Annotated in this window: 22 protein-coding genes, 3 tRNA genes and 1 other RNA gene; 1 reads left to right on the top strand and 25 read right to left on the bottom strand. The window is 54.2% G+C overall.

What is annotated here, in order from left to right:
* Positions 1-243: 243 nt before the first annotated feature.
* From RAC90_RS06500 to sdhC, 23 genes are all read right to left on the bottom strand, one after another.
* Positions 244-376: non-coding RNA, RtT sRNA (locus RAC90_RS06500), on the bottom strand.
* A gap of 44 nt (positions 377-420) precedes the next feature.
* A tRNA-Lys gene (locus RAC90_RS06505) sits at positions 421-496 on the bottom strand.
* A 54-nt stretch (positions 497-550) separates the two neighbouring features.
* Positions 551-626: transfer RNA gene (locus RAC90_RS06510), tRNA-Lys, on the bottom strand.
* 60 nt (positions 627-686) lie between these two features.
* Positions 687-762, bottom strand: a tRNA-Lys gene (locus tag RAC90_RS06515).
* A 166-nt stretch (positions 763-928) separates the two neighbouring features.
* Positions 929-1,735 (bottom strand): cell division protein CpoB, encoded by an 807-nt coding sequence (gene cpoB, locus RAC90_RS06520; RefSeq protein WP_375124135.1) that lies wholly within the window; start codon positions 1,733-1,735, stop codon positions 929-931.
* Between the two features lie 9 nt (positions 1,736-1,744).
* Complete coding sequence (pal, locus tag RAC90_RS06525; RefSeq protein WP_006118469.1) at positions 1,745-2,266, bottom strand: peptidoglycan-associated lipoprotein Pal; 522 nt, start codon at positions 2,264-2,266, stop codon at positions 1,745-1,747.
* Positions 2,267-2,318: 52 nt separating this feature from the next.
* Positions 2,319-3,614: a Tol-Pal system beta propeller repeat protein TolB gene (gene tolB / locus RAC90_RS06530; RefSeq protein ID WP_033739351.1), complete on the bottom strand. Its 1,296-nt coding sequence runs from the start codon at positions 3,612-3,614 to the stop codon at positions 2,319-2,321.
* A 115-nt stretch (positions 3,615-3,729) separates the two neighbouring features.
* Positions 3,730-5,025 (bottom strand): cell envelope integrity protein TolA, encoded by a 1,296-nt coding sequence (gene tolA, locus RAC90_RS06535; protein ID WP_006118467.1) that lies wholly within the window; start codon positions 5,023-5,025, stop codon positions 3,730-3,732.
* A gap of 26 nt (positions 5,026-5,051) precedes the next feature.
* The gene (tolR, locus tag RAC90_RS06540; RefSeq protein ID WP_006118466.1) at positions 5,052-5,480 is read right to left on the bottom strand and encodes a colicin uptake protein TolR; all 429 of its coding nucleotides are present in this window, start codon (positions 5,478-5,480) and stop codon (positions 5,052-5,054) included.
* Between the two features lie 13 nt (positions 5,481-5,493).
* Positions 5,494-6,180, bottom strand: a complete 687-nt coding sequence (gene tolQ / locus RAC90_RS06545; protein ID WP_033739349.1) for a Tol-Pal system protein TolQ — start codon at positions 6,178-6,180, stop codon at positions 5,494-5,496.
* Complete coding sequence (ybgC, locus tag RAC90_RS06550) at positions 6,177-6,581, bottom strand: tol-pal system-associated acyl-CoA thioesterase (RefSeq protein WP_006118464.1); 405 nt, start codon at positions 6,579-6,581, stop codon at positions 6,177-6,179. Before ybgC ends, tolQ begins: the two co-directional genes overlap by 4 nt.
* A 181-nt stretch (positions 6,582-6,762) precedes the next feature.
* Entirely contained in the window at positions 6,763-7,056 is a 294-nt protein-coding gene (gene ybgE / locus RAC90_RS06555) for a cyd operon protein YbgE (RefSeq protein WP_375124136.1), read from the bottom strand.
* Positions 7,056-7,169 carry a cytochrome bd-I oxidase subunit CydX gene (gene cydX, locus RAC90_RS06560; protein ID WP_006118462.1) on the bottom strand — a complete coding sequence of 38 codons (114 nt, stop codon included), beginning with the start codon at positions 7,167-7,169 and terminating at the stop codon, positions 7,056-7,058. Before cydX ends, ybgE begins: the two co-directional genes overlap by 1 nt.
* Before the next feature lie 15 nt (positions 7,170-7,184).
* Positions 7,185-8,324 (bottom strand): cytochrome d ubiquinol oxidase subunit II, encoded by a 1,140-nt coding sequence (cydB, locus tag RAC90_RS06565; RefSeq protein ID WP_039337989.1) that lies wholly within the window; start codon positions 8,322-8,324, stop codon positions 7,185-7,187.
* Between the two features lie 11 nt (positions 8,325-8,335).
* The gene (gene cydA / locus RAC90_RS06570; RefSeq protein ID WP_185199710.1) at positions 8,336-9,907 is read right to left on the bottom strand and encodes a cytochrome ubiquinol oxidase subunit I; all 1,572 of its coding nucleotides are present in this window, start codon (positions 9,905-9,907) and stop codon (positions 8,336-8,338) included.
* A 743-nt stretch (positions 9,908-10,650) separates the two neighbouring features.
* The gene (gene sucD, locus RAC90_RS06575; RefSeq protein WP_006118459.1) at positions 10,651-11,526 is read right to left on the bottom strand and encodes a succinate--CoA ligase subunit alpha; all 876 of its coding nucleotides are present in this window, start codon (positions 11,524-11,526) and stop codon (positions 10,651-10,653) included.
* Positions 11,526-12,692: an ADP-forming succinate--CoA ligase subunit beta gene (gene sucC, locus RAC90_RS06580; RefSeq protein ID WP_006118458.1), complete on the bottom strand. Its 1,167-nt coding sequence runs from the start codon at positions 12,690-12,692 to the stop codon at positions 11,526-11,528. Before sucC ends, sucD begins: the two co-directional genes overlap by 1 nt.
* A 68-nt stretch (positions 12,693-12,760) precedes the next feature.
* The gene (gene odhB / locus RAC90_RS06585) at positions 12,761-13,984 is read right to left on the bottom strand and encodes a 2-oxoglutarate dehydrogenase complex dihydrolipoyllysine-residue succinyltransferase (RefSeq protein ID WP_006118457.1); all 1,224 of its coding nucleotides are present in this window, start codon (positions 13,982-13,984) and stop codon (positions 12,761-12,763) included.
* 15 nt (positions 13,985-13,999) lie between these two features.
* Positions 14,000-16,807 (bottom strand): 2-oxoglutarate dehydrogenase E1 component, encoded by a 2,808-nt coding sequence (gene sucA / locus RAC90_RS06590; RefSeq protein ID WP_006118456.1) that lies wholly within the window; start codon positions 16,805-16,807, stop codon positions 14,000-14,002.
* Between the two features lie 200 nt (positions 16,808-17,007).
* Positions 17,008-17,724 carry a succinate dehydrogenase iron-sulfur subunit gene (locus RAC90_RS06595; RefSeq protein WP_006118455.1) on the bottom strand — a complete coding sequence of 239 codons (717 nt, stop codon included), beginning with the start codon at positions 17,722-17,724 and terminating at the stop codon, positions 17,008-17,010.
* 14 nt (positions 17,725-17,738) lie between these two features.
* Positions 17,739-19,505 (bottom strand): succinate dehydrogenase flavoprotein subunit, encoded by a 1,767-nt coding sequence (gene sdhA / locus RAC90_RS06600; protein WP_006118454.1) that lies wholly within the window; start codon positions 19,503-19,505, stop codon positions 17,739-17,741.
* Entirely contained in the window at positions 19,506-19,853 is a 348-nt protein-coding gene (sdhD, locus tag RAC90_RS06605) for a succinate dehydrogenase membrane anchor subunit (protein ID WP_006118453.1), read from the bottom strand.
* A complete protein-coding gene (sdhC, locus tag RAC90_RS06610) occupies positions 19,847-20,236 on the bottom strand; it encodes a succinate dehydrogenase cytochrome b556 subunit (RefSeq protein ID WP_033739345.1) in 390 nt (129 codons plus the stop codon). The genes sdhD and sdhC overlap by 7 nt, the downstream gene beginning before the upstream one ends.
* A 625-nt stretch (positions 20,237-20,861) precedes the next feature.
* On the opposite strand from sdhC, the gene RAC90_RS06615 reads away from it, so the two are divergent.
* Entirely contained in the window at positions 20,862-22,145 is a 1,284-nt protein-coding gene (locus tag RAC90_RS06615; RefSeq protein ID WP_006118451.1) for a citrate synthase, read from the top strand.
* 80 nt (positions 22,146-22,225) lie between these two features.
* Here RAC90_RS06615 and RAC90_RS06620 read toward each other — a convergent pair whose 3' ends face one another.
* A complete protein-coding gene (locus tag RAC90_RS06620; protein WP_033739342.1) occupies positions 22,226-22,813 on the bottom strand; it encodes a GNAT family N-acetyltransferase in 588 nt (195 codons plus the stop codon).
* 94 nt (positions 22,814-22,907) lie between these two features.
* On the bottom strand, positions 22,908-23,696 hold the full coding sequence (gene nei, locus RAC90_RS06625) for an endonuclease VIII (protein WP_039337980.1): 789 nt from the start codon (positions 23,694-23,696) through the stop codon (positions 22,908-22,910).
* Between the last annotated feature and the right edge of the window lies 1 nt (position 23,697).

The following is a 23,697-nucleotide window of genomic DNA, read 5'->3' on the forward strand; positions in this document are numbered from 1 at the left end:
CCTGCGTGACGCCCGTTCAACGGCACGCTGCCGGACAGGAACAGTGCGGACGCAGGGTGTTGGGCCCTGACGGGAGTACGACAGATTTTGCGGGCCCGTAGGCCTCGCCCTGCGGGTGGATGCTGACGCATCAGCCTGAATCACAACGCGATTCAGTCGAACCTGCTGCAGGTTCTCATCATGCACGTTTGACTGTAATGCCCCATAAACGAAAAGCGCGCCCGTGGGCGCGCTTTTCTGTATTGGTGGGTCGTGCAGGATGGCCTTCGGCCCCGTGGGCCTCGCCCTGCGGGTGATGCTGACGCATCAGCCTGAATCGCACCGCGATTCAGTCGAACCTGCTGCAGGTTCTCATCATGCACGCTTGACTGTACTGCTCCATAAACGAAAAGCGCGCCCGTTGGGCGCGCTTTTCTGTATTGGTGGGTCGTGCAGGATTCGAACCTGCGACCAATTGATTAAAAGTCAACTGCTCTACCAACTGAGCTAACGACCCGCTCGGGGCTTACAACCGCTCAAACACATGTCTGCATGCTGCCTGAGAATAAGATGGTGGGTCGTGCAGGATTCGAACCTGCGACCAATTGATTAAAAGTCAACTGCTCTACCAACTGAGCTAACGACCCATCTTAATGGTTGTGAAGCAATACTGAAGGTTCTCTTGGGGAACAGCGTCCTGCGGGAGATGGTGGGTCGTGCAGGATTCGAACCTGCGACCAATTGATTAAAAGTCAACTGCTCTACCAACTGAGCTAACGACCCATCTTCAGGCTTGCCAGACACATTTGCAATGTGTCCCGGCAACGGCGGCATATATTACTGATTTACCGAGGTAGCGCAACCCTTATTTTCTGTTAAGGGGTTCAATTGCCTACCTTTCATGCGGCAAGACCAGAAATCCATCGATATCCGGTCAAACCTGCACAAATTACATACCAGACAAGCGTTTTTGTGCCTGCTTAGCAGATTCGGTGTTCGGGTAAAGTTTGATCACCTGCTGATAAACGGCTTTGGCTTTTGCCGTGTCGTTTTTCTCTTGCATGATCACGCCAACCTTAAACAATGCTTCAGCCGCCTTGGGGGATTTTGGATACTGCTTCACCACCGTGGCGTAATAATACGCTGCGTCGTCTTTTTTACCTTTGTTATAAAACAGCTGCCCCAGCCAGTAATTGGCATTCGGCTGATACGTCGAGTCCGGGTAACGCTTCACCCACGCCTGCAGCGCAGTGATGGCCTGATCGTACTGTTTTTTCTCCAGAATGAGCGCAACAGCAGCATTGTAATCGCTGTTAGCATCGCCACTCTGAACAGGCGCACTGCTGCCGGCCGCGGCCGCACCTGCATCGTTGCCCGCTGTCGCAGCGCCCGCAGCCGCATTGTCACCGGCACCCGCGGCAGGCTGACTGGCATTGCTGCTGTTATTGCTGCTCAGACTGTCGAGCTGTTGATAGATCTGCTTCTGGCGCTCAATAACCTGATTCAGCTGATAGGTATTTTGCTGGATTTCCCCACGCAATGAGTCGATATCCCGCTGGTTATCACTCATCTGCTGCTGCAGTTGCTGCATCAGCTGTGCCTGGGCATTGGAGATTCTTTCGAGACTGGTGACACGGTCTTCGACCGAGCCGGAGCCAACGCTACTGATTGACGCTTGGGCATGAGCGGCCCAGGGGGCCGCTACGCCAATCAGTAACGACAGACTCAACAGGTGATGTCTGAAGTTACTAACCATGTGATTCTCTTAGTAGACCAGTACGGCACGACGGTTTTTAGCGTAAGCCGCTTCGTCGTGGCCCAGAACAGCTGGTTTCTCTTTACCGTAAGATACGATAGACATCTGATCCGCAGACACGCCTTTACCTTGCAGGTACATCTTAACGGCGTTAGCACGACGCTCGCCCAGGGCGATGTTGTACTCTGGCGTACCGCGCTCATCCGCATGACCTTCAATGGTCACTTTGTAAGACGGGTTGCTACGCAGGAAGTTAGCGTGCTGATCCAGCATCTGAGCGTAGTCAGGCTGAACATCGTATTTGTCCAGACCGAAGTAAACGATGTTGTTCTGTTGCAGCTGTTGCATCTGCAGACGCGCCTGCTCATCAGAAGACATGTTGCCGTTGTTCATACCAGAGTTAGCACCGTAAGCGCCGTCAGCACCTGCGCCAGACTGGTCGTTGTTGTTATTTTTGTGTGAGCTACACGCCGCAACTGCCATGATTGGCAGAGCCAGCATTAAACCCTTCAGTACTTTGTTCAGTTGCATTTGAAAATTCCCATTATTGTTTATTTTTTTGTAATGTCAGAAAGCTCAGACATTACAGGTACGGCGACCAGGCAGGAAATTTGACCTGTCCATCAGTTGCCGGAAGACGCGCTTTGAAACGACCGTCGGTTGAAACCAACTGCAACACAGAACCCATGCCCTGAGTCGAGCTGTAGATTACCATGGTGCCGTTTGGAGCCAGGCTCGGCGTTTCATCCAGGAACGTGTCCGTTAACGTTTGAACGGCTCCCGTTACCAGATCCTGTTTGGCGACGTGTTGAGCACCGCCACTGGTGCTAATCATCACCATTGATTTTCCATCACTGGCTACATCCGCATCCTGGTTCTGAGCGCCTTCCCAGGTAATGCGCTGTGATGCACCACCATTGATGCTGATTTTGTAGATCTGCGGCGCACCGGCCTGGTCAGAGGTATACGCCAGCGTCTGGCTGTCCGGGAACCAGGTTGGTTCAGTGCTGTTATAGCGACCATCCGTAATCTGACGAATCTGCCCGGAGGCCAGGTCCATAACATAGAGATTCAGACTACCGGTTTTAGACAGGGCGAAGGCCAGCTTGGTGCCGTCCGGTGAGAAGGCTGGCGCACCATTGTGACGCGGGAATGAAGCGACCTGACGGACAGAGCCGTTAGACAAGGTCTGAATCACCAGCGCTGACTTGCCGCTTTCAAAGGTTACATACGCCAGTTTGCTGCCATCGGGCGACCAGGCAGGCGACATCAGCGGTTGCGGTGAACGGTGCACGACAAACTGGTTGTAACCGTCGTAATCGGCAACGCGCAGTTCATACGGGAACTGACCGCCGTTGGTCTGTACCACATAGGCGATACGGGTACGGAACGCCCCTTTAATGCCAGTCAGTTTCTGGAACGCCTCATCACTGACGGTGTGCGCCGCATAGCGCAGCCACTGTTTTGTAATTTTATAGGAGTTTTGCGCCAGCACGGTGCCTGGTGCACCTGCGGTATCCACCAGCTGGTAGGACACCTGATAGCTGCCATCAGCATTCGGCTGAATCTGTCCAACAACCACGGCATCAATACCCAGTGCGCTCCATGCAGCAGGCTGCACTTCCTGAGCACTGGTCGGCTGCTGCGGCAGACGTGAACGATCAAGCGGGTTAAATTTACCGCTGTTACGCAGGTCAGCTGCGACGATACCACCGATATCTTCCGGTGCCGCGCCTGGGCCAGACCATTTAAACGGAACCACACCGATAGGGCGCGCGCTGTTGACGCCCTGGGTGATTTCAATGCGAACCTCTGCATGCAGCACCGCTGCCCACAGCAGGATAAAAAAGCCTAACGTTACGCGAAGAGCTTGCTTCATTTTATCTCCCTTATCTGAACCTGAGTCCGCGATAATTGGCACTGTTCCTGAAAACCACGAGTACAACTAGAGTACGGCAAGCTAACCATAGATCAACCTGCCGCAGGTTACTGCATTATTGCGGTCTGAAACGCATCGGGGCGTTTTTAAACACTTCGTACACCGCTTGTGAAGGCGGTTTCGGAATATGTGCCTGCTTCGCCGCCGCAATGGCGGCCTGGCACAGCGCCGGATCGCCGCCTTCTGATTTAACATCAATCAGCATGCCATCAGGAGCAAGTTTAATACGTAAGTCACAGCTTTTGCCGCTATACAGGTCCGCATCGTAGAAACGGCTCTGAATTGCGCTGGTGATCTGCCCAAGATACGCATTCACATCTGCGCCAGAAGCACCCGCCTTCTTCTGATTACCCTGCCCTGCTGCTCCACCCGACGCGCCGCTTTTCGGTGCATTCTTACCGGACGCTAAGCCGCCCAGCAGGTCATCGACGTCGCTGTCATTGGCGGCATCAGCGGCCGCTTTCGCTTTCGCCTCGGCTTTTGCCTTCGCATCCGCTTTTGCTTTGGCAGCAGCCTCCGCTTTCGCTTTGGCGGCGGCGTCCGCTTTTTCTTTGGCGGCCTTTTCTTTCGCTGCGGCGGCTGCTTTCTCTTTCGCTTCCTGGGCGGCTGCGGCTTTCGCTTCCGCTGCGGCTTTGGCTTCAGCCGCTTTCGCTTCTTTCGCGGCTTCCGCTTTAGCCTGTTTCGCCGCTTCGGCCTTAGCTTGTTTTGCGGCTTCGGCAGCCTCAGCTTTCGCCTGCTGCTCGGCCTGCTTCTTCGCTTCTGCGGCTGCGGCTTTCGCCTCTTGCTCAGCCTGCTTCTTCGCCTCTGCTGCGGCCTTCTTCGCCTCTTCCTGCGCCTTCATCTTTGCGTCTGCCGCGGCTTTCGCCTGTGCATCCGCTTCCGCTTTCGCATCGGCTTTGGCTTTCGCCGCGGCCGCTTCGGCGGCTTTCTGTTGCGCCTCGGCCTGTTTCGCTGCGGCTTCCGCGGCCTTCTGCTGTTCAGCCTGCGCTTTCGCCTGCTGTTTCGCGTCTTCCTGTGCCTGCAGTCGCTCTTTTTCCAGCTCTTTCAGCCGCTGCTGTTCAGCCGCTTGTTTCTGCTGAAGCTCTTCGGCCTGCTGCTGGGCCTGTTTCTGGCGCTGCTGCTCCGCACGCTGACTGTCGCTTTGCTGATTCTGCTGACGGTTATACTGTTCAACCACCGCACCGGGATCGACCATGACCGCTTCTATATCGCTACCGCCACCGCCGCCGCTGGCTTCAATGTGCTCATTAAACGAGCTCCATATCAGCAGGGCGATCAGCACGATATGCAGAATCACCGAAATGATTATCGCGCGCTTTAACTTTTCGTTTTGCTCGGTTGCCTTCGACACACTCGGTTCCCAAAAACGGTTCGACTTTAAATCGGCTGCGTCATCAAACCGACAGATTTAACCCCTGCCTGATGCAGCAGGTTCAGCGCCTTGATGATTTCATCATAAGGTACCTCTTTGGCACCACCGATCAAAAAGACGGTTTTCGGATTGGCTTCCAGACGACGTTGCGCTTCGCTAATCACCTGTTCTGGCGGCAACTGCGGCAAACGATCGTGATCGACGACCATGCTGTATTGTCCCACGCCGGACACTTCAACAATCACGGGTGGGTTATCATCACTGGAAACCGTCTTAGAATCTGTTGCATCGGGCAAATCCACTTCCACGCTTTGCGTGATGATGGGGGCCGTTGCCATAAAGATCAGCAGCAGCACCAGCAAAACGTCCAGCAGTGGAACGATGTTAATTTCCGACTTTAGCTCGCGGCGACCGCGACCACGCACTCGGGCCATCATTTACCTCTGTTTACTTAGCGCTGTCGCTGGAGAAAGCCTGACGATGCAGGATAGCCGTAAACTCTTCCATAAAGTTGTCGTAGCCCTGCTCCAGTTTATTGACGCGCTGGTTCAGTCGGTTGTACGCCATTACGGCAGGAATCGCAGCAAACAGACCGATCGCGGTGGCGATCAATGCTTCTGCAATCCCCGGTGCCACCATCTGCAGGGTGGCCTGTTTGACCGCCCCCAGGGCAATAAACGCATGCATAATCCCCCAGACCGTACCAAACAGACCGATATAAGGACTGATTGAGCCCACCGTGCCCAGGAAAGGAATGTGGGTTTCCAGCGCTTCGAGTTCGCGATTCATGGAAATGCGCATGGCCCTGCTCGCGCCTTCAACAGCCGCTTCAGGCGCATGATTATTCGCGCGATGTAAACGGGCAAACTCTTTGAAGCCGGCGTAGAAGATTTGCTCGGCACCCGCCAGCTCTTCACGACGTCCCTGACTTTCCTGATAGAGGCGAGACAGTTCAACGCCGGACCAGAATTTGTCTTCAAAGGCTTCAGCTTCCCTTCCCGCCGCATTCAGAATTCGCGTGCGCTGGATGATGATTGCCCAGGAGGCAATCGAAAAGCCGATCAAAATCAACATGATAAGTTTGACCAGAAGGCTCGCCTTCAGGAACAAATCAAGAACGTTCATGTCAGTCACTGCTTGAACTCCGCGACAATAGACTTGGGAAGCGCAATCGGCTTCATTAGGTGTGGGTTGATGCAGGCAATCAGGACCTCTGCCTCATTGAGCACTTTGCCTTCTGCGTTCACGATACGCTGGGAGAATGTCATCGTCGCCCGCGTCATTGATGTCACTTCGCTCTGGATCTCCAGAAGGTCATCAAGACGTGCCGCCGAAAGATAGTCCACCGTCATGCGCCGTACCACAAAAGCAACCTGCTGTTCTAACAGCGCCTGCTGATTGAAATGGTGCTGACGCAGCATTTCGGTACGTGCTCGTTCATAAAAAGCGATATAGCTGGCGTGATAAACCACACCACCGGCATCGGTATCTTCATAGTAGACCCGAACCGGCCAGCGAAACAGCGTTGTACTCACTCTACATCCCGGCCTCGTTTTAAACGTTGCTACTATACGCAAGACAATTAGGGTTGGGAATGGGCTGTCAGAGCCAGGAGAAAATAATTATCAGTTGGTTACAACCAGACGTCATTAATGGAGGTTTCTTGACCAGACGCTGAAGTAAACTCACGCGCCTGGGGTGAAGGGTGACAGGTCGTCAGCGATAAAAATGACTCAGCGCCCAGAAGAGTACCAGTAAGGCGGGCAATGGCGCAAAGAACGCACGCCAGCGTAAACGGCGCGGACGGAATCCGCTGCCGTGAATAACCCCCGTGCAGACCGCCCAAATCAGTACGATGCCCTGCCATAGCAGGATGCCTTCCGGGCGGGTTGCATAGCGCGCGGGGTCCCATAACAGGCAGCCGCCCAGCCATAAGGCGAGTATCAGAGAAAGGGCCCGGAGCGGGCCCTTATCCATCAGGCGATAACCTGTCTGAATGCCTGTGCGCATTACGACTGGCGTTCCGCGTCGGCGCTGTCTTCGATATGTTCTATCGCCAGCGCGGTGATGATGCCAAAGGCACAGGCCAGCAGGGTGCCGAGAATCCAGGCAAAATACCACATATGTCGTCTCCTTTATTAATAGAGTGCGTTACTGTTGCGCTCAACATGTTCTTTAGTGATACGACCAAACATTTTCCAGTAACACCAACTGGTATAGAGCAGAATAACCGGCACAAAAATTATCGCCGCGAAGGTCATTATTTCCAGCGTCAGCAAACTGGAGGTGGCGTCCCACATGGTCAGGCTGGTGCCGGGAACGGTACTGGACGGCATAATGAACGGAAACATCGCGATGCCGGCGGTCATGATGACGCAGGCCAGCGTCAGCGATGAGCAGAGAAACGCCCAGCCGCCCTTCTCTCCGCGCGAACACATTACGGTCAGTAAGGGCAACACCACGCCCAGAAGCGGGAATAACCACAACACAGGATGCTGCTGGAAATTCACCATCCAGGCCCCCGCTTCGCGCACCACGGTTTTCCCCAGGGGATTAGAAGCAGCGAAGTGATCAAGCGTGCTGGTCACCACATAGCCGTCAATACCGTACCTTACCCAGACGCCAGCCAGCGCGAAACACGCCATCATCACCAGCGCGGCAATCTGCGCCGTGATGCGTGAACGCAAGTGCAGTTCGCCCGTGGTGCGCATTTGCAGATAGGTCGCACCCTGCGTCAGTATCATGGCAACGCTCACCACACCGGCCAGCAGCGCAAAGGGGTTCAGCAACTGGAAAAAGTTTCCGGTGTAATACAGCCGCATGTACTCGTCGGCATGAAAAGGCACGCCCTGCAGCAGATTGCCAAAGGCGACGCCGATCACCAGCGGCGGGACAAAGCTGCCGATAAAAATGCCCCAGTCCCAGGCACCGCGCCAGCGTGCATCTTCGATTTTTGAGCGATAGTCAAAGCCTACCGGACGGAAGTACAACGAGGCCAGCACCAGAATCATCGCCACGTAGAAGCCGGAAAACGCGGCGGCGTACACCATCGGCCAGGCGGCAAACAGTGCGCCACCGGCGGTGATCAACCAGACCTGATTGCCGTCCCAGTGCGGCGCGATAGAATTGATCATCACACGACGCTCGGTATCGGTCCGGCCTAATACGCGCGTCAGCATCCCGACGCCCATATCGAAACCATCGGTGACGGCAAAGCCCACCAGCAGAATGCCGATTAGCAGCCACCAGACAAAGCGCAGAACTTCATAATCAAACATGGGGCTTCTCCTTATCCACGCACCGGCTGAGCGTTTTTAACGATCTGTTCATGGTGATAGCGCCCTGTTTTCAGGCTGCTGGGCCCCAGACGCGCGAACTTAAACATCAGGTACATCTCGGCCACCAGAAACAGGGTATACAGTCCGCAGATCAGTATCATTGAGAACAGGACATCGCCCACGGTCAGCGTGGAGTTCGCAATCGCGGTGGGCAGGACTTCCCCAATCGCCCAGGGCTGACGACCGTACTCCGCCACAAACCAGCCCGCTTCTACCGCAATCCACGGCAGCGGAATGCCGTACAGTGCGGCTTTGAGTAACCAGCGCTGTTGACCAATGCGATTTCGAATCACACTCCAGAATGACAGTGCAATGACGCCGAGCAGCAGCACGCCGCAAAGCACCATGATACGGAACGCAAAGTAGAGCGGTGCGACGCGAGGAATCGAATCCTGCGTGGCCTGTTTAATCTGCGCTTCACTGGCATCCGACACGTTCGCGGTATAGCGTTTTAACAGCAGACCATAACCCAGGTCTTTTTTGCTGTGGTTAAAGGCATCGCGGACGGCCGGATCGGTATTGCCCTGTCGCAGTTCATCCAGCAGCGCGTAAGCCTTCATACCGTTACGAATTCGCACTTCGTGTTGCGCCAGCAGTTCTTTTAGTCCGGTCACCGGCGTATCGGTCGACCGCGTGGCGATGAGCCCTAGGAGATAAGGGATCTGGATCGCATACTTGTTGTGCTGTGCTGACTGATCGGGCACGCCAAAGAGCGTAAAGGCGGCCGGTGCCGGTTGGGTTTCCCATTCCGCTTCAATAGCGGCCAGCTTGGTTTTCTGTACGTCGCCCATCTCGTAACCGGATTCGTCACCCAGCACAATCACCGACAGCACCGCCGCCATGCCGAAACTGGCCGCGATGGCAAAAGAGCGTTTTGCAAACGCCATGTCACGGCCTTTCAGTAAATACCAGGCGCTGATGCCTAAAATAAACATGGCTCCTGTGGTATAGCCTGCCGCCACGGTATGCACGAATTTCACCTGCGCAACCGGGTTTAATACCAGCTCAGAGAAGCTCACCATCTCCATGCGCATGGTTTCAAAGTTAAACTCAGAGGCGATGGGGTTTTGCATCCAGCCATTCGCTACCAGAATCCACAGTGCCGACATATTCGAACCGATTGCGACCAGCCAGGTCACCGCCAGATGCTGCACTTTACCCAGGCGATCCCAGCCGAAAAAGAACAGGCCCACAAAGGTGGATTCCAGGAAGAAAGCCATTAAGCCTTCAATCGCGAGCGGCGCACCAAAAATATCGCCAACATAATGAGAATAATAAGACCAGTTGGTGCCGAACTGAAATTCCATTGTCAGTCCGGTGGCCACGCCCAGGGCAAAGTTAATACCAAACAACTTGCCCCAGAACCTGGTCATATCTTTATAGATTTGTTTACCACTCAGGACGTATACCGTTTCCATGATGGCCAGTAAAAACGCCATACCGAGCGTTAATGGCACAAACAGAAAATGGTACATCGCCGTCAAGGCAAACTGTAAACGCGACAGTTCGACGATATCTAGCATAAAAACTCCTTGCTCCTCGCATGAACGCCTGAGCCGTGTGGGCCGAATAAGCGTCAGGAACGACTGATTATTGATTCCAGTTTTATCATCGGCAGGTCATAACGCTGTGCGGCCTGAGATGAGGGAGTAGCGGTTAATCTAACCTGGTTAAACATCAACGCAGCGGCGTGGTTCAAACGCTTAACGGGGGATAAATAAAAATTGATGCTTTCCCGTATTTGAACAAACGTTTGTTTATTTTTTTAAAAGGCTGGATTGATGCAGCGCAATTTAAGCGCTTAACGGTAGGCTTTGCTAGCGGTAAAGTTTGTTATATATAAGGGGAAGTTGATCTGGAATAATGAAGCAAAGTTAAAAATATGTTCTTAAGCGTTCTTTGTTAAAAAATTGTCTCTTATTAATTTTTAATTATAAAGAAATTTAACTTTGATCCCTTTTTAATAACTTAACGATCCGCGATGACGATGCGGTGGGCTGAATTCATCATAGCAAATAAACGGGGCAATACTTAAATTAATTTAATGGTTATTTCACGTTCTTATTCAATATCTAAAAAACGGGCCTGAGGGCAGCGTATTTTTTAAGTAAGTGACAGGCAATCATCCTGCCTGCAATCCGCCCTGCCCGTCCGGCCAGCGCCCTTTTTTCACTACCCACGTTCGTGACCGGCCTTGTGGCTGTGCGGCAATGTTTTGCCAGCCATAAAAAAAGCCACCCGAAGGTGGCTTTTTCAGTGGATGCGATTACTTCGCTGGCAGAACGGCTTTAACAGCATCACCGATGTCAGCCAGGCTGCGTACGGTTTTCACGCCCGCCGCTTCCAGTGCAGCAAACTTCTCGTCTGCCGTACCTTTACCGCCGGCGATGATGGCGCCTGCATGGCCCATACGTTTACCTTTCGGCGCGGTCACGCCTGCGATGTAGCCCACAACCGGCTTGGTCACGTGATCTTTGATAAAGGCAGCCGCTTCTTCTTCCGCGCTGCCCCCGATTTCACCGATCATGACGATCGCTTCAGTCTGTGGATCGTCCTGGAACATTTTCAGGATGTCGATGAAGTTAGAACCCGGGATCGGGTCACCACCAATACCGACACAGGTAGACTGGCCGTAACCGATATCGGTAGTCTGCTTAACGGCTTCATACGTCAGCGTACCTGAACGCGATACGATACCGACGCGGCCTGGCTGATGAATGTGGCCCGGCATGATACCGATCTTACATTCGCCTGGGGTGATCACACCCGGGCAGTTTGGCCCGATCATGCGAACGCCCGCTTCATCCAGCTTCATTTTCACGGTCAGCATATCCAGCGTCGGGATGCCTTCGGTGATGGTGATGATCAGCTTGATGCCGGCATCGATCGCTTCCAGGATACCGTCTTTACAGAACGGAGCCGGAACGTAGATGACGGTTGCCGTTGCGCCAGTGGCTTCAACCGCTTCACGCACGGTGTTAAACACCGGCAGGCCCAGATGAGTGGTGCCGCCTTTGCCTGGCGTCACACCGCCGACCAGCTGCGTGCCGTAAGCCAGCGCCTGCTCAGAGTGGAACGTCCCTTGTCCGCCGGTGAAACCCTGGCAAATGACTTTGGTGTTTTTGTCGATCAAAATGGACATTATTTACCCTCCGCAGCAGCAACAACACGCTGTGCCGCGTCTGTCAGACTGGTTGCTGCAATGATGTTCAGACCACTGTCCGCCAGTTTCTTAGCGCCCAGCTCAGCGTTGTTACCTTCCAGACGTACCACAACCGGTACGTTCACACCCACTTCTGCCACTGCACCGATGATGCCGTCTGCGATCAGGTCGCAACGCACGATGCCGCCGAAGATGTTAACGAAAACCGCTTTCACGGCATCGTCAGACAGGATGATTTTGAAGGCTTCCGTTACGCGCTCTTTGGTCGCGCCACCGCCGACATCCAGGAAGTTTGCTGGCTGACCGCCGTGGTGCTTAACGATGTCCATGGTGCCCATCGCCAGGCCTGCGCCGTTAACCATACAACCGATGTTGCCTTCCAGCGCAACATAGTTCAGTTCCCACTGCGTTGCGTGTGCTTCACGTGGGTCTTCCTGGCTTGGATCGCGCATTTCACGCAGCTCTGGCTGACGGAACAGGGCATTGCCATCGGCACCCAGTTTGCCATCCAGACAGATCAGATCGCCCTGTTTGGTGATGACCAGCGGGTTGATCTCAACCATCGCCAGGTCACGTTCCAGGAACATGGTCGCCAGACCCATGAAAATTTTGGTGAACTGGCTGACTTGCTTGCCGGTCAGGCCCAGTTTGAACGCCAGCTCACGGCCCTGATAAGGCTGAGGACCGGTCAGCGGATCGAGCGCCATTTTGTGGATCAGGTGCGGGGTTTCTTCCGCCACTTTCTCGATTTCCACGCCACCTTCGGTTGACGCCATGAAGATCACGCGACGCGTTGCACGGTCGACCACGGCACCCAGATACAGCTCCTGATCGATGTCGGTCGCCGCTTCAACCAGAATCTGGTTTACCGGCTGGCCATTGGCGTCAGTTTGGTAGGTCACCAGACGTTTACCCAGCCAGTTTTCAGCGAAAGCACGGATGTCTTCTTTACTGTTAACTACCTTCACACCGCCCGCTTTACCGCGGCCACCGGCATGAACCTGACATTTAACTACCCACGGGCCTGCACCGATTTTCGATGCCGCTTCTTCTGCTTCACGTGGTGTAGTACAGGCGTAGCCGGTCGGTGCTGGCATGCCATACCGTGCAAACAGCTGTTTAGCCTGGTATTCGTGTAAGTTCATGATGTTCTATCCATTCAGATCTGAAAAGAGTATTGAGGTTGGGCACGCAACGCGTGCCCAGTGATGAATCAGACATCCAGCAGCAGACGCGCCGGATCTTCCAGCATCTCTTTCACTGCGACCAGATAGCCGACAGATTCACGACCATCGATCAAACGGTGATCATAAGAGAGCGCCAGGTACATCATTGGCAGGATCACAACCTGACCATTCACCGCCATAGGACGATCTTTAATGGCGTGCATGCCCAGGATTGCGCTCTGTGGCGGGTTGATGATTGGCGTTGACATCAGTGAACCAAACACACCACCGTTGGTGATGGTGAAGTTACCGCCCGTCAGATCGTCAACCGTCAGCTTGCCGTCACGGCCTTTTACTGCCAGTTCTTTAATTTTCTTCTCGATGTCAGCCATGCTCAGCGCATCCACATCACGCAGAACAGGGGTCACCAGGCCGCGTGGGGTAGAAACGGCGATGCTGACATCAAAGTAGTTGTGGTAAACCACGTCTTCGCCATCAATTGAGGCGTTGACTTCAGGGTAACGCTTCAGCGCTTCCACCACGGCTTTAATGTAGAACGACATAAAGCCCAGACGCACACCGTGACGCTTCTCGAACGCTTCGCCGTACTGCTTACGCAGATCCATAATCGGCTTCATGTTGATTTCGTTGAAGGTTGTCAACATGGCGGTGCTGTTCTTGGCTTCCAGCAGACGTTCCGCGACGCGCTTACGCAGGCGCGTCATTGGCACACGTTTTTCGCTGCGGTTAGCCACAGGCTGCTGGGCAGGCTGCGCGTCAGATGCCGGTGCCGCGGCTTTGTCTGCCTGCGGTTTGTTCGCCAGATGTTTTTCAACATCTTCGCGCGTTAAACGTCCACCCACGCCGGTGCCTTTAATCTGTGAGGCATCAAGGTTGTGTTCGGCAATCAGACGACGAATCGCCGGGCTCAGCGCATCGTTGCTCTCTTCTTCCAGAGAAGCGGTCTGACGCTGGGCTGGTGTGGATTCGTTGCTGTCGACTTTCGCACTGCTTTCTTTGCCAGCGCTGTTGCCTTCTTTCAGGCGGCCGAGAATCTGACGAGAGGTAACGGTTGCCCCTTCCTCTTCCAGTACGGCTTCCAGCACGCCGTCCGCAGACGCCGGCACTTCCAGAACCACTTTGTCGGTTTCAATTTCGACGATGACTTCATCGCGACTGACTGCATCGCCTGGTTTCTTGTGCCAGGTTGCTACTGTGGCATCTGCAACCGATTCAGGCAGGTCGGGAACGAGAATATCTACGCTACTCATTATCTTTCCTTTTAATTAATTGACGTTCAGTGCGTCATTAACCAGGTCTTGCTGCTGTTGTTGATGTACGGACATATAACCCACGGCCGGTGAAGCCGATGCCGGGCGACCTGCATAACGCAGCGTTGCACCAAACGGTACCACATCACGGAAATGGTGCTGGCTACAGTACCAGGCACCCTGGTTCAGTGGCTCTTCCTGACACCAGACAAAATCCTGTACGTGGGAATACGCTTTTAACGCTTCCTGTACCGCCTGATGCGGGAACGGGTAAAGTTGTTCGATACGCACGATAGCGACATCGGTTTTTTCGTCTTTACGGCGCTGTTCCAGCAGATCGTAGTAGACCTTACCGGAGCACAACACGACGCGCTTGATGCCTTGCGGATCCAGATCGTCAATTTCGCCAATCGCTGGCTGGAAGCTGCCGTTTGCCAGTTCATCCAGCGAGGAAATCGCCAGAGGATGACGCAACAGCGACTTCGGTGACATCACCACCAGCGGACGGCGCATACCGCGCAGCGCCTGACGACGCAGCATGTGGTAAACCTGAGCCGGTGTTGAGGGTACGCAGACCTGCATGTTCTGCTCAGCGCAGAGCTGCAGATAACGTTCCAGACGGGCGGAGGAGTGCTCAGGGCCCTGACCTTCATAGCCGTGTGGCAGCAGCATCACCAGGCCACACATACGGCCCCATTTTTGCTCGCCGGAGCTGATGAACTGGTCAATCACCACCTGCGCACCGTTAGCAAAATCGCCGAACTGCGCTTCCCAAATGGTCAGCACGCGCGGCTCTGCGGTGGCATAACCGTATTCAAAGGCCAGCACGGCTTCTTCAGACAGGACGGAGTCCCAGACTTTGAATTCACCCTGACTGTTATGAATATGATGTAGTGGCGTGTAGGTTGAACCGTTGGTCTGATTGTGGATTACGGCATGACGGTGGAAGAAGGTGCCACGGCCGGAGTCTTCACCCGACAAACGTACCGGAATGCCTTCATCGACCAGCGTGGCGTACGCCAGATTTTCAGCCCCGCCCCAGTCAAACGCTTTCTCGCCTTCGGCCATCAGCTTACGATCATTATAGATCTTGGCGACGCGAGACTGGACTTCAATCTCTTCAGGGATCTGGCTGATACGCAGCGCCAGCTCCTTCAGACGCTTCATGTCCACCTGAGCCGGATAGGGTTCATCCCACTCGTGATTCAGATACGGTGACCACGTGAAGGAGTGCAGGCTCATCGGACGCCATTCTGGCACCACGCATTCGCCGGCATCCAGCGCATCACGGTACAGATTGACCATCTCGGTGGCATCTTCCTGCGACGCGACACCTTCGCTTTCCAGACGATCGGCGTAGATTTTACGCGGTGTGGGATGCTTTTTGATTTTCTGGTACATCAACGGCTGCGTGGCGCTTGGCTCATCCGCTTCGTTGTGACCATGGCGGCGATAGCACACCAAATCGATAAACACATCGCGTTTAAAGGTATTGCGATAGTCCAGCGCCAGTCGGGTCACAAAGGCCACCGCTTCCGGATCGTCCGCATTGACGTGGAAAATCGGTGCCAGCACCATTTTACCAATGTCAGTACAGTACGGTGTAGAACGCGCGTCTTTCGGATTCGAGGTGGTGAAACCCACCTGGTTGTTGATCACGATACGCACGGTGCCACCGACTTCATAGCCGCGGGCCTGAGACATGTTCAGGGTTTCCTGCACCACGCCCTGACCAATGACCGCCGCATCACCGTGAATAGTGATGGGCAGCACTTTGTTGCTGACCGGCTCAGCCAGACGATCCAGACGGGCACGCACCGACCCCATGACCACCGGGCTGACAATTTCCAGGTGAGACGGGTTAAAGGCCAGCGCCAGGTGTACCAGACCGCCTTCGGTTTCGATATCCGATGAGAAGCCCATGTGATATTTCACATCACCGGTGCCCAGGTGTTCTTTATGTTTGCCTGAGAACTCGTCGAACAGATCCTGTGGCTTTTTACCCAGCACGTTAATCAGAACGTTGAGACGGCCACGGTGCGCCATCCCCAGCACCACTTCGCGGGTGCCGCTTTTACCTGCATGACGAATCATCTCACGCAGCATAGGCACCAGTGCATCACCGCCTTCCAGCGAGAAGCGTTTGGCACCCGGGAATTTTGCGCCCAGATATTTTTCAAGGCCTTCTGCCGCAGTCAGCTCTTTCAGGAAACCTTTTTTCTCTTCACCGCTGAACGAACAGTGGCCAGCACCGGATTCGAGACGCTGCTGAATCCAGCGTTTCTCTTCGGTGTTGTTGATGTGCATGTACTCTGCACCAATCGAACCACAGTAAGTCTGCTTCAGCGCCTCGAACAGATCGGCCAGCTTCATGGTTTCTTTGCCAATAGCAAAAGAACCTACGTTAAAGCTTTCCTGAAAATCGGCGTCGGTCAGATCGTGAAAAGCAGGGTCGAGATCGGCAACACGGTCCTGTTTCCACAGGCCAAGCGGATCCAGGTTTGCTTCCTGATGGCCGCGAAAACGAAACGCGTTGATCAGTTGCAGCACTTTCACTTGCTTGGAGTTGGTTGCCGGATCGGTGACTGAGGAGGTGTAACGAGATGCGTCTTTCGCCAGGCGACGGAAATATTCGCGGGTCGCGGAGTGGAACTGCTCGGGTTTCACTCCCGTGCCTGGTAACTGTTGGAACATCGAGCGCCACACTGCATCCACAGAGTCAGGATCGGTCAGGAAATCCTCATAGAGTTGCTCTATGTAAGACTGATTCGCGCCGGCCAGCCAGGAGGAGTCCAGCCAGGGCTTCATCGCGCTGTTCTGCATTGTGATCCCTTAAGCAATGTTATGCTTTATTGAGGTTTCATTTGTTGCCGCTTTCGCGGTTTGCCGTAGTGAGTTCAGCGATACGAGCACTGTGCGCAGCGCGCGCCCGGCCCGTAAGGGAACCTTTGTAAACGTGGTCGGGACCGCGTTTAAAGAGGCTTCCGTAAAACACCGGGAACCTGAGGTTCCCGGCTGTATCACTATGCCCCGCGTTGCAGCAGCATCGACTTGATATGGCCGATGGCGCGCGTGGGGTTAAGACCTTTAGGACACACGCTGACACAGTTCATGATGCTGTGGCAGCGGAACACGCTGAATGCATCGCTCAGATTATCCAGACGCGCATCGGTTTCGGTGTCGCGACTGTCAATAATGAAGCGGTATGCCGCCAGCAGACCCGCAGGCCCGATGAACTTATCGGGATTCCACCAGAACGACGGGCATGAGGTTGAGCAACAGGCGCAGAGAATACACTCATACAGGCCGTCCAGATGCTCACGCTCGCCCGGCGTCTGCAGATGCTCACGCGCAGGTGGGTTTTCACCGTTGTTCAACAAGAAAGGCTTAATTTTCTCATACTGAGTATAAAACTGGCTCATGTCTACCACGAGGTCGCGCACCACAGGCAGGCCAGGCAGAGGACGAATCACAATCTTCTGCTTACCGTTGCCTAAGGCGGAAACCGGCGTAATGCAGGCCAGGCCGTTTTTACCGTTCATGTTCAGGCCATCTGATCCGCACACGCCTTCACGGCACGAGCGACGGAAAGCCAGCGTAGGATCCTTTTCTTTTAAACGGATCAACGCGTCCAGCAGCATCATGTCACGGCCATCTTCCGCTTCCAGGCTGTAATCCTGCATGCGCGGTTTATCATCGACGTCCGGGTTATAACGATAGATCGAAAATTCTAGTCTCATGATGATCTCCGCAATTAGTAGGTACGCGCTTTTGGCGGGAAGGCCGCACGCAGTTTCGGTTGCATGTTCACCTCACGGCGCGTCATGCTTTCCGTTTGCGGAACATAGAGGCTATGGCACAGCCAGTTCGCATCATCACGTTCCGGATAGTCGAAGCGGCTGTGTGCACCACGGCTTTCTGTACGGAAGTTAGCCGCAACCGCTGTGGCATAGGCGGTTTCCATCAGGTTATCCAGCTCAAGGCACTCGATACGCTGTGTATTGAAGTCGGGTGAACGGTCATCCAGACGCGCAGACTTCAGGCGCTCACGAATCACTTTCAGCTCTTCAAGACCTTCACGCATGGCATCACCTTCGCGGAAAACCGAGAAGTTGTTCTGCATGCAGCGTTGCAACGCTTTACGGATTTCAACCGGATCTTCACCCGTGGTGTTGTTCTCCCAGCGATTGAAGCGCGCCATGGCAGCATCGATGTTTTCCTGACTGGCTTCGCGCAGTTCGCCCTGCTCTTCCAGACATTCAAGCAGATGAACACCCGCCGCGCGACCAAAGACCACCAGGTCCAGCAGTGAGTTTCCGCCCAGACGGTTCGCGCCGTGAACAGATACGCAGGCGATTTCACCCACAGCGAACAGGCCCGGAATCACTTCATCTTCGCCCTGCGCATTGACGCGCAGCGCCTGGCCGGTCACTTTGGTCGGTACGCCGCCCATCATGTAGTGACAGGTTGGGATAACAGGAATCGGCTCTTTAATCGGGTCAACGTGCGCAAAGGTACGGGACAGTTCCAGGATTCCCGGCAGACGTGACTCCAGCACTTCGGCACCCAGATGGTCAAGTTTCAACTTGATGTGCGGGCCCCATGGACCATCACAGCCCCGGCCTTCACGAATTTCCACCATCATAGAACGGGCCACCACGTCACGACCTGCCAGGTCTTTGGCGTTTGGCGCATAGCGCTCCATGAAGCGCTCACCGTGTTTGTTCAGCAGATAGCCGCCTTCACCGCGGCAGCCCTCGGTGACCAGCACACCCGCACCTGCGATACCGGTTGGGTGGAACTGCCACATTTCCATGTCCTGCACCGGTACACCTGCGCGCAGCGCCATGCCAACACCGTCGCCAGTGTTAATGTGGGCATTGGTCGTCGACTGATAGATACGTCCTGCACCACCGGTCGCCAGAATGGTCGCCTTGGCTTTGAAGTAGACGGTTTCACCGGTTTCCATGCAGATAGCAGTACAACCCACAATCGCATCGTCGTCATTCTTGACCAGATCCAGTGCATACCATTCGGAGAAGATGGTGGTTTTGTTTTTCAGGTTCTGCTGATACAGCGTATGCAGCAGGGCGTGGCCAGTACGGTCAGCTGCCGCGGCAGTACGCGCCGCCTGCTCACCACCGAAGTTTTTTGACTGACCACCAAACGGACGCTGATAAACGCGGCCATCATCAAGACGGGAGAAAGGTAAGCCCATGTGTTCCAGTTCCAGAATCGCTTCCGGACCGACGTGGCACATGTATTCAATCGCGTCCTGGTCGCCGATATAGTCGGAGCCTTTGACGGTGTCATACATATGCCATTCCCAGTTATCGTCATGGGTATTGCCCAGCGCAACGGTAATACCGCCCTGCGCGGATACCGTATGAGAACGGGTTGGGAACACTTTGGACAGCAGGGCGCACGTCTGGCCCGACTGGGAGATTTGCAGTGCCGCGCGCATACCCGCGCCACCTGCGCCGATCACCACGGCATCAAATTCTCTGACTGGTAACTTCATTTATACACCCCACACCACAACAAACCCATAAATTGCATATGACAACAGTGCCACCACGATAACCAGCTGTAACAGCAGACGCGCCGCCAGCGATTTCACGTAGTCCGTTAAGACCTGCCACATACCAATCCAGCCGTGGATCAGGATGGAAAACAGCGTCAGGAGCGTGAACACTTTTGTAAATGCTGAGGCAAAGAAGCCACGCCAGATGTCATACGTCAGCGTGTCTGTCATCACCACGAAACCGAGCATGTAGATGATGTAAAGCGTAATAAGGATTGCCGACGCGCGCAGCAACAGCCAGTCCTGAATGCCATTGCGACCCAACGCGGATGCATTGCTTACCATACGAGGACTCCTGCTAAGATTGAAAGCACGACAGTAATACCAAATGTCACCTGCGCAGAACGCTTACCTGCTTCGAGCGTTTCCGCCAGATAACCAAAATCCATTAACATATGACGTATCCCGCCCACCGTATGATAGGCCAACGCGGTCAGAATGCCCCACATGATAAACTTCACAAAGAAGCCGCTCATGATAGATGCCGCGTGCTGAAAACCTTCAGGAGAGGAGAGAGAAAGACCGAGAAGCCACAACAGGATGCCGAGAGCAACCAGAGTGATGACGCCGGAGACACGGTGGAGAATGGACGATATTGCAGTAACGGGAAACCGGATCGTCGAGAGATCCAAGTTGACAGGTCTTTGTTTTTTCACGGTTTTGCCCACACAGCTCTTTTTTATTTTGCTTCCTCCGGAAGACAGGCCCAAACCCGAAAAAAAGGTTCAGTCTTAATCCGTCACCAAAATAGCAACATCCAGTGTTAAATGACGTGGTACAAACGCTGGGTGGCTCCTGGTGTCAGGGTGTTCCGGAGACCTGGCCGGAAGTATAGGACGATCACATTCTGATTACAATTCCCCTACAAACTCTTTGGAGAATTTTCGATGGAACAGTGATCCCACTCACGTTTTTCACAATTCATACAAATTTAATTATCTGATTTGACAATAGTTCAACAATTCAGTTACAAACTAGTCCGATAAAATCCTATGATGCACAAAAGTTATGGGGATACACTTTCTCCTAAGCTGAAGTTATGTAACATTGCCGGTAACCGCTTTAAATACCATCAGGTTATTGGTTACAAAGAAGTTATGTCCTGACCGGATCTTTAACAACCGCGATATGCACATGTCACGGCTTTACATTTCCAGTGGAACGCGCCTCTCACTCTGTACCCTTCACTGCTTATAATGCAGAGTGACACCGTGAAGTACTGCCAAATTGCAACATGCACGCGTTTCAGGTGTCGAAAGATCCTTACCTGCCTAAGGCGCTATGGAGACGAAAATGACAGATAAAAAAGTGACGCTAACCCTATCAGATGAAACGTCCATTGAACTGGGTGTACTGCAAGGCACGCTGGGCCAGGATGTCGTCGATGTCCGTCAACTGGGTTCCAACGGCCTGTTTACCTTCGATCCTGGTTTCACGTCTACAGCGTCCTGCGAATCAAAAATCACCTTTATCGATGGTGATGAAGGCATTCTGCTTCACCGCGGCTTCCCTATTGACCAACTGGCTACCCACTCTAACTACCTGGAAGTGTGCTACATCCTGTTAAATGGTGAAGCCCCCACGAAAGCCCAGTTTGAAGAGTTTAAACAAACGGTTACGCGCCACACGATGATTCATGAGCAGATTACCCGTCTGTTCCACGGTTTCCGTCGTGATTCACACCCGATGGCGGTGATGTGCGGCGTGACCGGCGCACTGGCTGCGTTTTATCACGATTCGCTGGATGTAAACATCGAGCGCCACCGTGAAATCGCCGCTTTCCGTCTGCTGTCGAAAATGCCTACCATGGCAGCGATGTGTTACAAGTATTCAATCGGTCAGCCGTTCGTCTATCCCCGTAACGACCTCTCCTATGCCGGTAACTTCCTGCACATGATGTTTGCAACACCGTGTGAAGAATACAAGGTTAACCCTGTGCTTGAACGCGCCATGGATCGCATTCTGATTCTGCACGCCGATCATGAACAGAACGCCTCGACCTCTACCGTACGTACCGCTGGCTCGTCAGGCGCTAACCCGTTTGCCTGTATCGCGGCCGGTATTGCCTCCCTGTGGGGACCCGCACACGGCGGCGCGAACGAAGCCTGTCTGCGTATGCTGGAAGAGATCAGCACCGTCGAGCACATTCCTGAGTTTGTGCGCCGTGCTAAAGACAAAAATGACTCTTTCCGCCTGATGGGCTTTGGTCACCGTGTTTATAAAAACTATGACCCGCGCGCGACCGTTATGCGTGAAACCTGCCATGAAGTGCTGAACGAACTGGGCATGAAAGACGATCTGCTGGAAGTGGCGCTGGAACTGGAACACATTGCGCTGAACGACCCGTACTTCATTGAGCGCAAACTCTATCCAAACGTGGATTTCTACTCCGGTATCATCCTGAAAGCCATGGGCATCCCTTCGTCCATGTTTACCGTGATTTTCGCCATGGCGCGTACCGTTGGCTGGATCGCGCACTGGAAAGAAATGCACGACGAAGGCATGAAAATTGCCCGTCCGCGTCAGCTGTATACCGGTTACACCGAACGCGAGTTCAGCTCGAAGCTGGATAAATAAGCTGTCCGGCAACGGGCGGTAAGGCGAAAAGCGGTGGTGTCCTTACGGGCACCGCCGCTTTTTTTTACTGACGCCGCCGGTCAGCGTGAGCGAATCTTAGTGAGAGGATGAACGGCGGACGTTTGAGATGCCCGAAAGGCCTGCCATTCTTCTCGCGTCACTTCCCATAATTGCGAGTCATGTGTGCCTGAAACGTACTGTTTTTTCTCTGTGCGGATACAGCGCATACCACTGTTGACAGAAATGTTCACAGATCGCTGATTCAGTGCCGCTTTTGGCGTTCTCAGCAGCGGTTTTTTCAGATCGGTAAACCAGTAATCCGTCACGGCCAGGCAGGCTTCTGTCATATAGCCCTGCCCCTGCCACTCCGGTACCAACCAGAAGCCCCGGTTATTATCCGGCGTCTCCATCAGGCAAATAACGCCAATCAGTTGCTGTTCCGCCGCTTTAGGCCGCAATGTCCAGTACCAGCCCGTCCCGGCCGCGACCGCCGGTAAGGCGACATTGGCAATATAGTCTCGTGCCCCGCCCTCGGGATAAGGCCAGGGCACCGAATCGATCAGGTAGCGTACAATTTCCCAGCGCGGAAACGCGATCTGCATGGCATCGGCATCCTCCAGCGACAGGGGTTTTAAGCGCAACCTTTCCGTCACAATCTCAGGTGTCATGATGATTCCTTATGCTGTGAAGAAAACCGGGTGACGATATCCTTCGTTGACGAGTGACATGGCCCGCGTGCAACGGCGGGACAGGCCAGCGTTTTTATCTCTGACAGCCAGGGCACCAGTAAAACGGTCGGGCGGACAGGACGCCCTTTTCGATCACTTCGCCGCAGCGGCGACATGTCTTGCCCTGGCGGTGGAACACTTCAAACCGAAATGCCGCTTCGCTGTGGTATTTTTTCATGGTGCCGCGCATGCGATAGGCATGACGCGGCACGGACAACAGCGCTTCGCAGAAAGCCGTCAGTTGCGCCTCACTCAGCGACTGTGCGTTATGCCGGGGAAGCAACTGGGCCAGCCAGAGGATCTCAGCACGTAAATAGTTGCCCAGTCCGGCCAGAAAAGCCTGATCCAGTAACAGTCCGCTGAACCGGCGGCGACAGAAACGCGGCGAGCACAGCCGTTCCCTGACCGCCTCTACGGTCAACTCCGCATTCAGTACATCCGGCCCGATGCGGTTGAGAAACGGATGACGGGCAAGCGTTTCCGCATTCAGGAGTTCAATATCCGACGCGCTGTAAAGCAATATCGCCTGATTGGCCGTCGCGAGACGCACACGTAACTGCCGTTTTGTCTCGGGCTGCATGTCTGGCGGGACGATGCGCCAGACGCCGTACAGCTGATTGTGCGAATACAGCGTCAGGCCGTTACTGAAATGGGTCAACAACGCTTTGCCGCGCGTCTCTATCGACGCCACCTGTTCTCCCAGCAATGCGGGCTCATAGGTCTTCAATTCTGGAAACGCAAACCAGACGTCGGTCAGAGGCTGGCCGACGATGGCCACTTCAAGCTGATCCGCCACGCGGCGAATCTCCGGTCCTTCAGGCATC

Origin of the sequence: Pantoea sp. CS_6, assembly GCF_041954745.1 — a bacterium.
In the GTDB taxonomy this organism is placed as follows: domain Bacteria; phylum Pseudomonadota; class Gammaproteobacteria; order Enterobacterales; family Enterobacteriaceae; genus Pantoea; species Pantoea stewartii.

Coding starts and splice junctions, on each gene's coding strand:
- cpoB (WP_375124135.1), bottom strand. CDS start 1,735: ATGGTTAGTAACTTCAGACATCACCTGTTGAGTCTGTCGTTACTGATT.
- pal (WP_006118469.1), bottom strand. CDS start 2,266: ATGCAACTGAACAAAGTACTGAAGGGTTTAATGCTGGCTCTGCCAATC.
- tolB (WP_033739351.1), bottom strand. CDS start 3,614: ATGAAGCAAGCTCTTCGCGTAACGTTAGGCTTTTTTATCCTGCTGTGG.
- tolR (WP_006118466.1), bottom strand. CDS start 5,480: ATGGCCCGAGTGCGTGGTCGCGGTCGCCGCGAGCTAAAGTCGGAAATT.
- ybgE (WP_375124136.1), bottom strand. CDS start 7,056: ATGCGCACAGGCATTCAGACAGGTTATCGCCTGATGGATAAGGGCCCG.
- cydX (WP_006118462.1), bottom strand. CDS start 7,169: ATGTGGTATTTTGCCTGGATTCTCGGCACCCTGCTGGCCTGTGCCTTT.
- cydB (WP_039337989.1), bottom strand. CDS start 8,324: ATGTTTGATTATGAAGTTCTGCGCTTTGTCTGGTGGCTGCTAATCGGC.
- cydA (WP_185199710.1), bottom strand. CDS start 9,907: ATGCTAGATATCGTCGAACTGTCGCGTTTACAGTTTGCCTTGACGGCG.
- sucD (WP_006118459.1), bottom strand. CDS start 11,526: ATGTCCATTTTGATCGACAAAAACACCAAAGTCATTTGCCAGGGTTTC.
- sucC (WP_006118458.1), bottom strand. CDS start 12,692: ATGAACTTACACGAATACCAGGCTAAACAGCTGTTTGCACGGTATGGC.
- odhB (WP_006118457.1), bottom strand. CDS start 13,984: ATGAGTAGCGTAGATATTCTCGTTCCCGACCTGCCTGAATCGGTTGCA.
- sucA (WP_006118456.1), bottom strand. CDS start 16,807: ATGCAGAACAGCGCGATGAAGCCCTGGCTGGACTCCTCCTGGCTGGCC.
- RAC90_RS06595 (WP_006118455.1), bottom strand. CDS start 17,724: ATGAGACTAGAATTTTCGATCTATCGTTATAACCCGGACGTCGATGAT.
- sdhA (WP_006118454.1), bottom strand. CDS start 19,505: ATGAAGTTACCAGTCAGAGAATTTGATGCCGTGGTGATCGGCGCAGGT.
- sdhD (WP_006118453.1), bottom strand. CDS start 19,853: ATGGTAAGCAATGCATCCGCGTTGGGTCGCAATGGCATTCAGGACTGG.
- RAC90_RS06615 (WP_006118451.1), top strand. CDS start 20,862: ATGACAGATAAAAAAGTGACGCTAACCCTATCAGATGAAACGTCCATT.
- RAC90_RS06620 (WP_033739342.1), bottom strand. CDS start 22,813: ATGACACCTGAGATTGTGACGGAAAGGTTGCGCTTAAAACCCCTGTCG.
- nei (WP_039337980.1), bottom strand. CDS start 23,696: ATGCCTGAAGGACCGGAGATTCGCCGCGTGGCGGATCAGCTTGAAGTG.